Genomic DNA, 15,009 nt, shown 5'->3' with positions numbered 1-15,009 from the left:
TGGCCCGGGCCCTCGATGATGGTCTGCACATCGTGCTTCCAGGCGATGTCAGTGAGCTCGCCGAGGGTCTCCAGCTCACCCAGCTGGGCCTCGTCGTTGGCATCGTAGATCGAGCCCGGACGCAGCCCGTCGCCCAGGCTGAAGGCCACATCGTAGGCCTTCATGATCTCGCAGATCTCCTCGAAGTGCGTGTAGAGGAAGCTCTCCTTGTGGTGGGCCAGACACCACTTGGCCATGATCGAACCGCCGCGGCTGACGATGCCGGTCATGCGGTTGGCGGTCATGGGGATGTAGCGCAGGAGCACCCCGGCGTGGATGGTGAAGTAGTCCACGCCCTGCTCGGCCTGCTCGACGAGGGTGTCGCGGAAGATCTCCCAGGTCAGCTCCTCGGCCTTGCCATCCACCTTCTCCAGGGCCTGGTAGATGGGCACCGTGCCGATGGGCACGGGGCTGTTGCGGATGATCCACTCGCGGGTCTCGTGGATGTTCTTGCCGGTGGACAGATCCATCACCGTATCGCCACCCCAACGGGTGGCCCAGGTCATTTTGTCCACCTCCTCATTGATGGAGGAGCCCAGGGCCGAGTTGCCGATGTTGGCGTTGATCTTCACCAGGAAGTTGCGGCCGATGATCATCGGCTCGGACTCGGGGTGATTGATGTTATTGGGGATGATGGCGCGGCCGCGGGCCACTTCCGAGCGCACGAACTCCGGGGTGATCTCGGCGGGGATGGAGGCACCGAAGTCCTGGCCCTTGTGCTGGCGGCCAAGCAGGGCGGCCATCTTATCGCCCATGGGCCCGGTGGCACGCAGACTCTCCAGGTAGGCGGCGCGATTGACGTTCTCGCGGATGGCCACGTACTCCATCTCGGGGGTGATGATCCCCTGGCGGGCGTAGTGCATCTGGGAGACGTTGGCACCGGCCACGGCGCGGCGCGGCTTGCGGTGCAGGCCGGGGAAGCGCAGCTCGTCAAGCTTGGTGTCGGCGGCGCGGGCGCGGCCGAACTCACTGCTCAGATCGGGCAGCTGCTCGGTGTCGCCGCGCTCCTCGATCCAGCGCTGGCGCAGGGCGGGCAGGCCGGAGCGGATGTCGATGCGGGCGGCGGGGTCGGTGTAGGGGCCGGAGCAGTCGTAGACGAAGATCGGGGGGTTCTTCTCGCCGCCGAAGCCGGTGGGGGTGTCGGCCTGGGAGACTTCGCGCATGGGCACGCGCAGGTCGGGCCGGGAGCCCTCAATGTAGATCTTGCGGGAGTTGGGCAGCGGGGCAACCGCGGCTTCGTCCACATGGGCCGAGGCTGCGAGGAATTTGTCGGTGGCGTTCATGAAGGCTCCTTGGGGAGGAGGGCCACCAGCGAGAGGGAAAGGCGGCAGGAGCCACGTTTCCCTACGCCGGCATGACCCGGATCAGGTTCGGAGGGTAAGTCTCAGCCGGACGATCGCGCGCACCGGCACCCCTAACGTATGGGCTGGAAAGTACTGGAAGAGGGAGGTAAACGCAAGATTTGGCGGGATTTTTCGCGAATCGAGGGGAATCTCTAAAGCTTTCGGCCCCGGCCGCCGAAATAGGGAGCATCTGGCCCATACGGGCCCCGCATCTTTCCCGGAGAAGCAAACATGCGCTTCCGCATGCATCCCCTCGCAGCCCTGCTGGTTCTCGCAGGCTCGTCGTCCGTACTGGCTGCCGACTGGCAGATGATCGCTTCCGACAAGAAGCGCACCATCGAGCTCGACCGGGCCAGCATCCTGCAATCCGATCCGGGCACCAAGGTGGCCTGGGGGCGCATTGTGCTGGCCGAGTCCGAGGCCGAGACCGCGGGCTACACCACCGTCAAGGCCCTCAACCGCTACGACTGCCGCAACCAGACTTTCGCCACCATCAAGCGGGTGTATCTGGATGCCGATTCGACCGTGGTGAAGGACGAGAAGGTCAAGGTTGAAAAAGACATGCCGGTGGCTGCAGGCAGCGTGGACGAGAAGCTGTGGCGGGACGTGTGCAAGCCTGCCGGTGGTGGGGCGAAAGACATCTCCCAGCTGGCCATGAACGCCTCGAAGGCTGCCCAGGTGGCTCAGGGCGGCAAGCAGGATTTGCGGGTGGCTGACTATCGACCGGCCAAGGGGGCAGAAAAGCCAGCCATCACGAAGGTCTCCGAAGGCAAGGCCGATCATGACGCAGAGCCGGCCATTCCGATCAAAAAGAACTTCATCGACAAGCCCGCGCCGCCGCCCAAGGCCGATCCCGTGCCGGAGAAACCGGTCCATGCCGAGGCACCTCCGCCTGAAGTGCGTCGCGTGCCGGCCTATGTGCCGCCGCCGCGTCCGCGGCCCCGGGTGGTGCGTTCGCCAGTGGTGCAGGGTGAAGCCCATGCGGCCCACGGCGCCGGCGCGCCCGGCACGCCGCTGGCCCACCACGAGATCCACTGGAGTTACGAAGGGGAGGGCGCTCCGGCCAACTGGGGCACGCTCAAGCCGGAATGGCAACTGTGCAATGTGGGCGAACGGCAGTCACCGATCGACATCCGCGATGGCATCAAGGTTGAACTGGAGCCGATCCGTTTTGACTACCGGCCGTCGAATTTCCGCATTGTCGATAATGGCCACACCATCCAGGTGAACCTGGGCCCGGGCAACACGATTGCCGTGATGGGGCGCATGTACGATCTGGTCCAGTTCCACTTCCATCGCCCATCCGAGGAGCGCATCAACGGTAGGGGCTTCGACATGGTGGTGCACCTGGTGCACAAGGATCTGGACGGCCGGCTGGCGGTGGTGGCGGTGCTGCTGGAGCGGGGGCAGGCCCATCCGGTGATGCAGACCCTGTGGAACAACCTGCCCCTCGAGAAGCATTCCGATTACTCGCCCGAGGGCGTGGCCATCGATCTCAACCAGTTGCTGCCAGAAAACCGCAGCTACTATACCTATATGGGCTCCCTCACCACGCCGCCGTGCAGCGAGGGGGTGATGTGGATGGTGATGAAGCAGCCGGCCCAGGTGTCCGCCGAGCAGATCGCCATCTTCTCCCGGCTGTATCCCATGAATGCCCGGCCGGTGCAGTCGATCCGCGGGCGTCTGATCAAGGAATCACGCTGACGCACTGTGGGTGATGAACAGGCAAACGGCCGACCCTGAGGGGTCGGCCGTTTGCATTTGAGCGGGTGATCTGAGGCGGTTGCCCGGTTGCCGGCGTTTGTCAGCCCTGTACGCGGGCTTCGAGTTCGACGATCAGGTGTTCCAGCAGACTGGCGAGTTCACGGGCCAGGGAGCGGCTGTCCGGCTGTGCCGCACGTGCGGCCAAGTCGGTTGCGCTGGCCAGGGCCTGCACCCGGGCGGCCTTGAGGGATCCGGCGGTGCCCTTGATGCTGTGGGCAAGGAAGGCAATGTCGGCGTACTCGCCGTTGCCTGCAGCAAGGCTGTGCAGGCGTTCTGCGCTCGCCCGGTAATTTTTCAGGGCCTTTTCCGCCAGGCCGGTGACAAAACGCGTCTTGCCTCGGAACTGGGTTTCGAGGCCGAGCCAGTCGACCAGCGGTTCGGACAGTGGACTTGTTACCCCGCATGGAGCGGGCAGTGTCTGTTCGATCACGATGAGGCTCCTCAAGGCAGGCACGTTGAAAGGGCGTCGCCCGGACGCGATTTGTCCATTAACGGGCCTGTCTCGCAGATCTTTAAGCTTGTCTGAACTCGGGGTGTGACATGTTTGGCACTTCGGCCGCGGCGGCGAGGGCTTCATCGAGAAAACGCTCAAGTCGAGGGTGGTTGCAGAAGCCCACATTGAAGCGCAGGAAGCCCGAGGGTTGATTCTGGGGTCGGAAGACGTTGCCGGGGGCGAGCAGGATGTGTTCCCGGGCTGCGCGGCGTGCCAGTTCGGAGCTGTCGGCTATGCCGGGGATGCGCGCCCAGACGAAGGGCCCGCCGGCGGGTTCCGGATCGGGCTGCAGCCCGACCCGTTCGAGCAGGCGCAGGGTGTGGCCAGTGGCCTCGGCCAGGCGCCCCTTCAGGCGATCCACCAGCTTGCGGTAGTGCCCATCGGTGAGCAGTTGGTGGATCAGCTGTTCCGACAGCTCGGCTGACGACAACATTGAGACGATCTTCACGTCGGTGAGCAGGTGGGCCAGATCGGGGCGGCAGGCCAGGAAGCCGACGCGCAGGTTGCCCGAGATGGTCTTCGAGAAGCTGCCGGTGTAGATCACCCGGGAGAGCTGGTCGAGGCTGGCCAGGCGGGTGGCGGCGTCGGGGGCGATGTCGCCGTAGATGTCGTCCTCCACGACCATGAAGTCGTGTTTCTCGGCCAGCTGCAATACGCGGAAGGCGTTGGCCGGGGACAGGTTGCAGCCGGTGGGGTTGTGCAGCACCGAGTGGGTGAAGAACAGGCGTGGCTGGTGGTGGGCGAGGATCTCTTCGAGGGCCTTCACGTCCGGGCCTTCCGGGGTGCGCGGCACCCCCAGCAGGGCCACGCCATACAAGCGCAGGTTGCCGAACAGGTTCCAGTAGCCGGGGTCGTCCACCAGCACGCAGTCGCCGGGCTTCAGAAAGTAACGGCAGACGATGTCGAGGGCCTGGTGCACACCGTAGGTGAGCATGATCTGGTCGGGTGTGGCGCCGATGCCGATCTCGGCCAGCCGTACCTGCAACTGGGCGCGTAGGGGGGCGTAGCCCTGGGCGGAGCCGTAGCTCACCGGGCGCACGTCACTGCGCCGGCTCAGGGTGCGTAGAGCGCGCAGTACGCCGGCTTCATCCAGCCACTCCGGCGGAAGGCTGCCGGCGCCGGCGAGGATGCGGTCAGGGCCGTCCTCGGCCATCTCGCGCATCAGCCAGGCGGCGTCGATGGTCCGCTCCATTGTGTCGCCGGACTGGGCCGCGCGGACCGGGAGGGGGCGATTGGTCACGTAGAAGCCTGAGCCCCGGCGGGACTGCAGGTGCCCCAGGGCCACCAGCCTGTCGTAGGCCTCGACCACTGTGAAACGGGAGACCCCGTACTGCTCGGCAAACTGGCGGATCGGCGGCAGGCGCGCGCCGGGGCGCAGGATGCGGTCGTCGATGCGGGTGCGGATGGCGGTGACGATCTGGTCCACCAGCGGGGTGGGGCTGTCGGCGGAAAGGACAATCTGCAGCATGGAGCGCTCCGGTGTATCGGTCGCCGGGCCGTGCCAATCGGGTTGGAATGGCCGGTACGGAAAGGTGTTTTGTCTGAATAGTGTATCTGTGTGGGCTAAAAATTGTCCGATATTGTCAGGTCTTGTCACCTTTCCCGTGGGGAGTCCTGTCATGTTTCGAAGTGTCTTTATGTGTGTGTTTGCCCTCGTGCTCGCCGGCCCGGCTGGCGCGCTCGCCGCGGGGGGCGTCTTGCTTGAGGCGCCCGACCTGAAGTGGGTGCTCGTGAGTCAGGCTGGCGGAAGCGCGGTGCAGGTGCTCGACCTGAGCCGTGGCGTCACGCCCCTCGCTACCCTGCGCACGGACGGGCGTGGGCGCTTGCTGGCAGTGCACCTGCAGCGTGAGGGGCGGCGGGTGTGGATGCTGGGGGAGCGTGGCCTTGATGTGCATGACGCCTACAGCGGCCGGCTGCTAGAGCACTGGGCGCTGCCGGAAGGGCTGCGGCCGGAGTGGCTGGAGGCCGGGTTGGGGGGGCGCCCGCTGGTGACCAGCGGGGAGCGGCGTTATGAAGCCCTGCTGGGGGCGGCGTTTCTGGTGCCCGCAGGCGGTCGGCTGAGTCTGCGTTGAGGGGCGGGGGTCTGTGGGCTGTTTGTGTCGACAGCGTCTTTACAAGCCGCGGGCGCTCCATTAAATTACTGACTGGTTAGTTAGTAATTTAATGGAGCGCCATGAGCCTCGTCGAAACCGTCCGTCGTCAGCGTCGCAAAGAGGCCCGTCCGGCCGAGCTTGCCGCGGCGGCCCTATCCCTGTTCATCGAGAAGGGCTTTGCGGCCACGCGCCTGGATGAGGTGGCGGCCCGGGCAGGGGTGTCCAAGGGCACTCTGTACCTGTATTTCGACAGCAAGGAAGCGCTCTTCAAGGCGGTCATCGAGGAGGGCGTGGTACCCCTCTTCAAGGAGTTTGAGGCCAAGCTGGAGACGCTGCAGGACGATCCCGAGCGCCTGCTGCGGGAGATCCTGCAGGGCTGGTGGGACAAGGTGGGCTCCACCGACCTGGGGGGCATCTGCAAGCTGATGATCTCCGAGGCCGGCAATTTTCCGGATGTCGCCCGCTACCACCATGAGGCCGTGATCGTGCGCTGGATGGCCCTGCTTGGCCGGGCCTACGCGATAGGCGTGGAGCGCGGCGTGTTCCGCGACATGGACGTGGAGACGGTGCGCCAGCTGGTGTTCTTTCCCTTGCTGATGCAGGCCGTGTGGAAGAACTCCATGTCCTGCTGCGAAGTGACCCGGACCTTGCCCGAGGCCTACTTCAGTACCTATTTCGAGATGATCTTTCGCGGCCTGCGGGCTGCCCCCCTGCCGGAGTCCCGCCCATGAATCGCAGCTTCCTTGTCGGCGTTCTCGCCATGGCCGTGCTGGCCGCCTGTTCCAAACCCGAGCCGGTGGTCGAGCCGCCGCGGCCCGTGGTGGTGCATACCCTGGCCCTGACGCCGGTGGCCGCCGGCGCCCTGTACGCAGGGGAAGTGCGGGCGCGCCATGAGTCTGATCTGGCCTTCCGCATCAGCGGCAAGGTCATTGAGCGCCGGGTGGATGTGGGGGCGGTGGTGAAGCCGGGGCAGGTGCTGGCACGGCTCGACCCGACCGATGCGGGGCTCAATGCCGACGCGTCCCGGGCTCAGCTGGCCGCGGCGCAGAATGAATACACCTTTGCCAAGGCCGAGGTGGAGCGCTACCGGGATCTGGTGGGCAAGAACTTCGTCAGCCGCAGTGTGCTGGATGCCAAGGAGTCGGCCTTCAAGTCGGCCGCCGCGCGGGTCGAGCAGGCCCGGGCCCAGGCGTCGGTGGCCGGAAATCAAAAGGATTACACCACCCTCATGGCCGACCAGCCCGGGGTGATCACCGCCGTGGCGGCCGAAGTCGGCCAGGTGGTGAAGGATTCGGCGCCAGTCATGCGCCTGGCTCGGGACGGTGAGCGCGAGGTGCTGATCGCCGTGCCGGAGAGCCGCCTGGCGGCCCTGCGCAAGGCCGGGGCCATCGAGGTGCGCCTGTGGTCCAGCCCCGATGTGGCCCTGAAGGGCCGGGTGCGTGAGATTGCCCCCAGTGCCGACGCCGCCACCCGGACCTACGCGGTGCGGGTGACGATTCTCGAGGCGAGCCCGGCGGTGCAGCTGGGTATGACGGCCAACGTCATCCTGCCCGATGCGGTGGCCGCCGCCGGCGCCCTGCTGGTGCCGGCCAGTGCGGTATTCGAGCATCAGGGCAGCAGCGGCGTGTGGGTGCTGCAACCGGAGGGCGATCTGCTCAAGCCCCTGCTGCGCCCGGTGACGGTGCGCCAGTTTCGTGAGGACGGGGTGCTGATTGCCGACGGGCTGAAGCCGGGTGAGCGCATCGCCGCCGCCGGTGTGCACAAGATCGTCGCCGGCCAGCCCCTGCGTGCCATGCAGGCCGCGGCACCGGCCGTTGCGGCAGGGAGCTGAGGGTGATGCGTTTCAATCTCTCCGAATGGGCCCTGCGCCACCAGCCTCTCGTCCGTTACCTCATCGTGGCCCTGGCCCTGGTGGGCGTGCTGTCTTACCAGAAGCTCGGCCAGTCCGAAGATCCGCCCTTCACCTTCAAGGTGATGGTGGTGCGTACCGACTGGCCCGGCGCGTCGGCCCGGGAGGTGGAGGAGCAGCTCACCGACCGTATCGAGAAGAAGCTGCAGGAAGTGCCCTATGTGGACACCATCCGCAGCTATTCGCGCCCTGGCGAATCCGTCGTGCTCTTCGTCGCCAAGGATTCGACGCCCGCCAAGGAAGTGCCGGAAGTCTTCTACCAGGTGCGCAAGAAGATCGGCGACATCAAGGGCAACCTGCCCGCCGGCATCCGCGGGCCGTACTTCAATGACGAGTTCGGCGATGTCTTCGGCAACATCTACGCCCTGACCGGCGACGGTTTCAACTATGCGCAACTGAAGGCCGAAAGCGACCGCATCCGCGCCGAGCTGCTGCGGGTGTCCGGCGTGGCCAAGGTGGATCTGATCGGTGAGCAGGAGCAGCGCATCTATGTGGAGCTGTCGAACACCAAGCTGGCCACCCTGGGGCTGGACGTGCAGACGGTGACCGATGCCCTGGCGCGCCAGAACGCGGTGGCCCCGGGCGGCTATTTCGAGACCCGCGACGAACGCATCTACCTGCGCCCCAGCGGGGCCTACGATACGGTTGAGGCGATCCGCGAGACCCGCATCCGGGCCGGTGGCAGGGAGTTTCGCATCGGCGACATCGCCACCGTGGCCCGCGGATTTGTCGAGCCGCCGGCGCCGCGCTTCCGCTTCCAGGGGCAGGACGCCCTGGGGTTGGGCGTGTCCATGGCCAAGGGGGGCGACATCATTGCCCTCGGCCGCGACCTCAAGACCACCACGGCGAGCATCCAGGCGCGCTTGCCGGTGGGCATGGAGCTGGTTGAAGTGGCCAGCCAGCCGGAGGCGGTGCAACGCTCCATCAGCGAATTCGTGCACTCCCTGGCGGAGGCGGTGATTATCGTGCTGGTGGTGTGCTTCTTCTCCCTCGGCCTGCGCACGGGCCTGGTGGTGGCCCTGTCGATTCCGCTGGTGCTGGGGGTGACCTTCTTCGGCATGCGCCTGTTCGATGTGGGCCTGCACAAGATCTCCCTGGGCGCGCTGATCCTGGCCCTCGGCCTGCTGGTGGACGACGCCATCATCGCCGTGGAGATGATGCTGGTGAAGATGGAGCAGGGCTGGGAGCGCTCCAAGGCGGCTGCCTTTGCCTATACCAGCACGGCCGGCCCGATGCTCTCCGGCACCCTGGTCACGGTGGCGGGCTTTCTGCCCATCGCCACCGCCCAGTCGTCCACCGGTGAATACACCCGCTCGATCTTCCAGGTGAACGCCATTGCCCTGCTGGCCTCGTGGCTGGCTGCGGTGGTGGTAGTGCCCTACCTGGGCTACGTGCTGCTGCCCGACCCCCGCGGGCCCAAGAAGGCGAGCTGGTTCTCCACCCGTTTCCCGCGCCTGGATGCCTTCAAGGACCGTATCGGCCTGGGGGACCCGCACATTCTGGAAGGGGATGAGGATGCCGTCTTCCGCACCCCCTTCTACAACCGTTTCCGCGCGCTGGTGGATGCTTGCGTGCGCCGGCGTTGGCTGGTCATCGGCACCACCCTGGTCATCTTTGTCGTTGCCATGGTGGGCTTCGGCTCGGTGCAACAGCAGTTCTTCCCCAGCTCGACGCGGCTCGAGCTGCTGATCGACCTCCGTCTGCCGGAAGGGTCCAGCCTGCGGGCCACCCAGGCCGAGGCCGAGAAGGTGGAGGCCGTCCTCAACAAGGAGGAAGGCATCACCAACTACGTGGCCTATGTGGGCACCGGTAGCCCGCGCTTCTATCTGCCCCTCGACCAGCAGCTGCCGGCCGCCAATTTTGCCCAGTTCGTGATCCTGACCGACAGCGTGCCGGCCCGGGAGGCCCTGCGCGAGCGCATGATCACCCTGTTCAAGCAGGATTTCCCCAATCTGCGCGCCAGCATCAACCGGCTCGAGAACGGTCCGCCGGTGGGCTTTCCGGTGCAATTCCGGATCAGCGGCCCGGACATCCCCACGGTGCGTCAGTACGCCGAGGAGATCGCCGGCGTGATGCGCGGCAACGCCAACCTGTCGGATGTGCAGATGGACTGGCACGAGCAGTCCAAGGTGCTCAAGGTGGACGTGGATCAACACAAGGCGCGCCTGCTCGGCATCACCACCCAGGATGTGGCCAACTTCCTCAACACCTCCCTGCGCGGCCTGGCTGCCACCAGCTACCGGGAGGGCATCGAGTCCATCGACGTGGTGCTGCGGGCCGACGCCGTGGAGCGGGACAAGCTGTCGCTGATCAGCGAACTGTCCATCCCCACCCGGGCGGGCAAGTCGGTGCCCCTCGGCCAAGTGGCCACGGTGAGCCATGCTTACGAGCACGGCCTGGTGTGGCGCCGCAACCGTGAGCCCAGCATCTCGGTGCGCGGCCAGATCTACGACGGCCGCATCCAGGCGCCCACGGTCACCGCCCAGGTGCTGCCGCTGCTGGAGCCCATCCGGGCCCGCCTGCCCGCCGGCTATCGCATCGAAACCGGTGGCGCGGTGGAGGAGAGTGCCAAGGGTCAGAGCTCGGTGAACGCTGGCTTCCCGCTGTTCCTGGCGGTAGTACTCACGGTGCTGATGGTGCAGCTGGGCAGCTTCTCGCGCACCACCATGGTGGTGTTGACGGCGCCCCTGGGGCTGATCGGGGTGGTGCTCTTCCTGTTGCTCTTCAACAAGCCCTTCGGCTTCGTGGCCATGCTGGGAACCATCGCCCTGTTCGGCATGATCATGCGCAACTCGGTGATCCTGGTGGACCAGATCGAGCAGGACGTGGAAAAGGGCCTGAGCCTGTGGGAGGCCATCGTCGAATCGGCCGTACGCCGCCTGCGCCCCATCGCCCTGACGGCGGCGGCGGCGGTGCTGGCCATGATTCCCCTGACCCGCAGCGCCTTCTTCGGGCCGATGGCGGTGGCCATCATGGGCGGGCTGATCGTGGCCACCCTGCTGACCCTGCTCTTTGTGCCGGCCTTGTATGCCGCGTGGTACCGGGTGAAGCGCGAGCCGGGCAAGATGGCGACGTGAATGATCTAAGCCGTGCCCAAGTACGCTAAAATTCGAAAGTTTTTGGCAATCGCTCAGGCATGCAGATCACCAATATTAGCATGTGCTAATATTTACCCGGGAGTCACACAATGAATTTCGAACAAGCACGGTACAACATGGTCGAGCAGCAGATCCGCCCCTGGGAGGTGCTGGACTTCGGCGTGCTCGACCTGCTGATGAGCATCCGCCGCGAGGAGTTCGTGCCGGAGGCCTACAAGTCGCTGGCCCTGTCCGAGGCCGAAATCCCCCTTGGTCATGGCGGCAGCATGCTGGTGCCGGTCATCGAAGGGAAGATCCTGCAGGCCATCCAGGTCAAGCGTTCCGACAAGGTGCTCGAAGTCGGCGCCGGCTCCGGTTACTTCGCCGCCCTGATGGCCGCCAAGGCCGACTGGGTGCGCACCGTCGATATCGAGCCCGCCATGGTCAACATGGCCCATGACAACCTCAAGCGCTACGGCGTCGAGAACGTCATCGTCGAAGAGGGCGATGCGATCTGTGGTTGGCCCAGCAACGCGCCCTACGACTTGATCGTGGTGTCCGGCGGCGTGCCCCAGATCCCCGAGTCCCTGCTGCAGCAGGTCAAGGTCGGTGGTCGCCTGTTTGCCTTCGTCGGTGACGAGCGCCTGATGACCGCCCAGCTGGTCACCTGCGTGGCCGAAGGCCAGTACCGCACCGAGTCCATTTTTGAAAACGCTGTGCCCATGATGCGCAATGCACCGCGCAAGAGTGAGTTCAAGTTCTGAGCGATTGAGTCCATGAAGCAGATCACCCCCCCGGAGCTGGCCGCCTGGCTCAAGGACGAGGGCCGCGCAGCCCCCGTTCTGCTCGATGTCCGCGAGCCCTTCGAGTTTCAGCATTGCGCCATTCCCGGCTCGATCCCGATGCCCATGGCCAGCGTGCCTGCGCGCGTGCAGGAGCTCGAGCCGGACGCCGAGATCGTGGTGATCTGCCATCACGGCGGGCGCAGCATGCAGGTGGCGATGTTCTTGGAGCGCCAGGGCTTTTCCAACCTGATCAACCTGGCCGGCGGGGTGGCCCAGTGGGCGGCGCAGGTCGATCCGTCCATGCCCCAGTACTGATGCACTCGAACCAACGGACGGAGAAGCTGATGAGACGGATTGCGCGACCTGTGGCGCTTGTACTGGGATTGGTTGCGGGCCTGACGGCAGTGGGCGCGATGGCGGCAGACCTGGAGCAGGTTTACCGCGATGCCTTGGCCTACGATGCGGCCCTGGCCTCGGCCCGGGCCTCCCGCGAGGCCGGTCTCGAGAAGCTGCCCCAGGGCCGGGCGCTGCTGCTGCCTTCCTTGTCCGTGACGGGCAACACCACCTGGAACGACCTCACCCTCAAGCACCTCAACCCCGACGTTTCCCGTGGCTACAACAGCAATGGCTGGCAGGCCCAGCTCACCCAGCCCCTGTTCCGCTGGCAGAACTGGGTCCAGTACAAGCAGGGCGAGCTGCAGACCACGCTGTCCGAAGCCCAGTATCAGCTGGCTCGGCAGGACCTGACCCTGCGCGCCGCCCAGGCCTATTTCGACGTGCTGGGCGCCCAGGACACCCTGGCCGCTGTCAGCGCCCTCTATGAGGCCAACACCCAGCAGCTGGCTCTGGCGAAGAAGAGTTTCGAGGTCGGCACCGTTACCATCACCGATGTGCATGAGGCGCAGTCCCGCGCCGATCTGTCGTCGGCCCAGATGATTGCCGCCGAGAGCGATCTGGCCGTCAAGCGCCACGCCCTGCTGGTGCTCACGGGCAAGGAGCCGGATGCGCTCAAGGGCTTGCGCAAGGGCGTGGCCCTGAGCCGTCCCGAGCCGGCCGACATCCAGTCCTGGGTGAGCGCCGCGGAGGGCAGCAACCTGTCGGTGCAGGCCGCCCAGATTGCCGGCGAAATTGCCGGCCGCGAGGTCGAACGCAACCGCGCCGGGCATCTGCCCACCGTCGATGTGGTGGCCTCCTATGGCAACAGTGCCACGGCCAATGCCCTGGCCAACTTCATCAATACCGACACCCGTTCTGCCGTCGTGGGGCTGCAACTGAACATGCCTGTCTTCCAGGGCGGCGCCGTCAGCTCCAGGGTGCGCGAGGCTGCGGCCCTGCGCGACAAGGCCGCGGCTGATCTCGACAACGCCCGCCGTACTTCGGCCCAGAATGCTCGCCAGGCCTACCTCGGCGTCACCAGCGGGCTGGCCCAGGTGAAGGCCTTCGAGGCCGCCCAGGTGTCCTCGGCCTCGGCCCTGGACGCCAACAAGCTCGGCTACGATGTGGGCGTGCGCATCAACATCGACGTGCTCAATGCCCAGAGCCAGCTCTACGACACCCGCCAGAAGCTCGCCAAGGCCCGCTACGACACGCTGATGGCCCAGCTCAAGCTCAAGGCGGCTGCGGGCTCCCTGGTGGAGGACGATATCAAGGCCATCAACGCACTTCTCGACTGAGACCGGGGCCTGCCGGGTTGCGGCGGGCCGGATTCAGGTAAGGTACGGGGCTGCTTTGCAGCCCTTTCCTTTTCATCCATTCGATTCACTCAATTCGTCGCCCCATGCGCTATACAGACCTGCGTGACTTCATCTTCCAACTGGAACGTCTGGGCCAGCTCAAACGGATTTCCGTCGAGGTCGACCCTCACCTGGAAATGACCGAGATCTGCGACCGGGTGCTGCGTGCCGGCGGCCCGGCGATTCTCTTCGAGCGGCCCAAGGGGCATTCCGTGCCCGTACTGGCCAACCTCTTCGGTACCCCGCAGCGGGTGGCGCTGGGCATGGGGGTGAGCGGTGACGACTGGCAGGGCGCTCTGCGCGAGGTGGGCAAGCTGCTGGCCTTCCTCAAGGAGCCGGAGCCGCCCAAGGGGCTGAAGGATGCCTGGGACAAGCTGCCGGTGTTCCGCCAGGTGCTCAACATGTCGCCCAAGGTGGTGTCGTCGGCCCCGTGCCAGCAGGTGGTAAAGGAGGGCAAGGACGTGGATCTGGCCAGTCTGCCCATCCAGCACTGCTGGCCCGGCGACGTGGCACCCCTGATCACCTGGGGGCTGGTGGTGACCCGCGGGCCCACCAAGACCCGTCAGAACCTGGGCATCTACCGCCAGCAGGTGCTCGGCCCCAACAAGGTGATCATGCGTTGGCTGGCCCACCGGGGCGGTGCGCTGGATTTTCTCGAGTTCCAGAAGGCCAACCCGGGCAAGCCCTTCCCGGTGGCGGTGGTGCTGGGCTGCGACCCAGCCACCATCCTCGGTGCCGTTACGCCGGTACCTGACTCCCTCTCCGAATACCAGTTTGCCGGCCTGTTGCGCGGCGCCAAGACCGAGCTGGTCAAGTGCCTCGGCTCCGATCTGCAGGTGCCGGCGTCGGCCGAGATCGTGCTCGAGGGCGTGATCCATCCGGGCGAAATGGCCCTGGAGGGGCCTTATGGCGACCACACTGGCTACTACAACGAGCAGTCGCAGTTTCCGGTGTTCACCATCGAGCGCATCACCAGCCGGCCCGATCCGATCTACCACAGCACCTACACCGGCAAGCCGCCCGACGAACCGGCCATGCTCGGCGTGGCCCTCAACGAAGTCTTCGTGCCCCTGCTGCAGAAGCAGTTCACCGAGATCGTCGACTTCTACCTGCCCCCCGAGGGCTGCTCCTATCGACTGGCTGTGGTGAGCATCAAGAAGCAGTATCCGGGGCACGCTAAACGCGTGATGTTCGGCATCTGGAGCTTCCTGCGCCAGTTCATGTACACCAAGTTCATCATCGTGGTGGATGACGACGTGAACATCCGCGACTGGAAGGAAGTGATCTGGGCCCTGACCACCCGCATGGACGCCACCCGCGACACCACCCTGGTGGACAACACCCCCATCGACTACCTGGATTTCGCCAGTCCGGTGGCCGGTCTGGGCTCGAAGATGGGCCTCGACGCCACCAACAAATGGCCGGGCGAGACCCAGCGCGAGTGGGGTACGCCCATCGTCATGGACGCGGATGTGAAGAAACGGGTGGACGCCATGTGGGGCGAGCTCGGGCTCTGAGCGGCCAGGGCCCGATCACTTGATTGGGCCATTCGAAGTTGCCTCCGGGGCTGATTGGAGGGCCCGTGGGGTCGAGTTCATTGGCTATGCTCGCGTTTGTGGAAAGCGTTTTCGCCCCGGCAGGTAAGGCTTGAGCTCTTGCTTACGGGCTTTCCGTTGCTTGGCGTTACATTGGCCGGGAATTCGCCCCGGCGGGCGACCTTCTTCTTTGCTTCGCCAAAGAAGAAGGCAAGAAAGGCGACCCGGCCACCCCGGT

At 65.7% G+C, this 15,009-nt stretch carries 12 protein-coding genes and 1 riboswitch; of the genes, 9 read left to right on the top strand and 3 right to left on the bottom strand.

What is annotated here, in order from left to right; genetic code table 11:
- Positions 1-1,322, bottom strand: a 1,322-nt coding sequence (gene thiC, locus ACIQ09_RS18870) for a phosphomethylpyrimidine synthase ThiC (RefSeq protein ID WP_398313409.1), incomplete at its 3' end; no start/stop codon positions are given.
- Between the two features lie 41 nt (positions 1,323-1,363).
- Positions 1,364-1,465, bottom strand: a riboswitch (TPP riboswitch).
- A 148-nt stretch (positions 1,466-1,613) separates the two neighbouring features.
- Between thiC and ACIQ09_RS18865 the strand changes: the two genes are divergently transcribed.
- Positions 1,614-3,086, top strand: coding sequence for a carbonic anhydrase (locus tag ACIQ09_RS18865; RefSeq protein WP_398313407.1), 1,473 nt, complete (start codon positions 1,614-1,616; stop codon positions 3,084-3,086).
- A gap of 100 nt (positions 3,087-3,186) precedes the next feature.
- Here the strand turns inward: ACIQ09_RS18865 and ACIQ09_RS18860 are convergent, their stop codons facing one another.
- Together ACIQ09_RS18860 and ACIQ09_RS18855 are read right to left on the bottom strand one after the other, a co-directional pair.
- A complete protein-coding gene (locus tag ACIQ09_RS18860) occupies positions 3,187-3,576 on the bottom strand; it encodes an Hpt domain-containing protein (RefSeq protein WP_398313405.1) in 390 nt (129 codons plus the stop codon).
- A gap of 82 nt (positions 3,577-3,658) precedes the next feature.
- Complete coding sequence (locus tag ACIQ09_RS18855) at positions 3,659-5,107, bottom strand: PLP-dependent aminotransferase family protein (RefSeq protein WP_398313403.1); 1,449 nt, start codon at positions 5,105-5,107, stop codon at positions 3,659-3,661.
- A gap of 151 nt (positions 5,108-5,258) precedes the next feature.
- On the opposite strand from ACIQ09_RS18855, the gene ACIQ09_RS18850 reads away from it, so the two are divergent.
- The 8 genes from ACIQ09_RS18850 to ubiD all read left to right on the top strand — a co-directional run bounded on the left by ACIQ09_RS18850 (position 5,259) and on the right by ubiD (position 14,753).
- Positions 5,259-5,711, top strand: a complete 453-nt coding sequence (locus ACIQ09_RS18850; RefSeq protein ID WP_398313401.1) for a hypothetical protein — start codon at positions 5,259-5,261, stop codon at positions 5,709-5,711.
- A gap of 101 nt (positions 5,712-5,812) precedes the next feature.
- Positions 5,813-6,463, top strand: coding sequence for a TetR/AcrR family transcriptional regulator (locus ACIQ09_RS18845; RefSeq protein WP_398313399.1), 651 nt, complete (start codon positions 5,813-5,815; stop codon positions 6,461-6,463).
- Positions 6,460-7,563 (top strand): efflux RND transporter periplasmic adaptor subunit, encoded by a 1,104-nt coding sequence (locus ACIQ09_RS18840; RefSeq protein ID WP_398313397.1) that lies wholly within the window; start codon positions 6,460-6,462, stop codon positions 7,561-7,563. The genes ACIQ09_RS18845 and ACIQ09_RS18840 overlap by 4 nt, the downstream gene beginning before the upstream one ends.
- A 5-nt stretch (positions 7,564-7,568) precedes the next feature.
- On the top strand, positions 7,569-10,718 hold the full coding sequence (locus ACIQ09_RS18835) for an efflux RND transporter permease subunit (RefSeq protein ID WP_398313395.1): 3,150 nt from the start codon (positions 7,569-7,571) through the stop codon (positions 10,716-10,718).
- 110 nt (positions 10,719-10,828) lie between these two features.
- Complete coding sequence (locus ACIQ09_RS18830) at positions 10,829-11,482, top strand: protein-L-isoaspartate O-methyltransferase (RefSeq protein WP_398313393.1); 654 nt, start codon at positions 10,829-10,831, stop codon at positions 11,480-11,482.
- Between the two features lie 12 nt (positions 11,483-11,494).
- Positions 11,495-11,818, top strand: coding sequence for a rhodanese-like domain-containing protein (locus tag ACIQ09_RS18825; RefSeq protein ID WP_398313391.1), 324 nt, complete (start codon positions 11,495-11,497; stop codon positions 11,816-11,818).
- Between the two features lie 29 nt (positions 11,819-11,847).
- Positions 11,848-13,176, top strand: coding sequence for a TolC family outer membrane protein (locus ACIQ09_RS18820; RefSeq protein ID WP_398313389.1), 1,329 nt, complete (start codon positions 11,848-11,850; stop codon positions 13,174-13,176).
- Positions 13,177-13,280: 104 nt separating this feature from the next.
- A complete protein-coding gene (ubiD, locus tag ACIQ09_RS18815; RefSeq protein ID WP_398313387.1) occupies positions 13,281-14,753 on the top strand; it encodes a 4-hydroxy-3-polyprenylbenzoate decarboxylase in 1,473 nt (490 codons plus the stop codon).
- Positions 14,754-15,009 lie beyond the last annotated feature (256 nt).

The organism is Zoogloea sp. (genome assembly GCF_044344315.1).
Classification (GTDB): Bacteria; Pseudomonadota; Gammaproteobacteria; order Burkholderiales; family Rhodocyclaceae; genus Zoogloea.
This window is presented reverse-complemented; position numbering and strand designations above follow the sequence as displayed.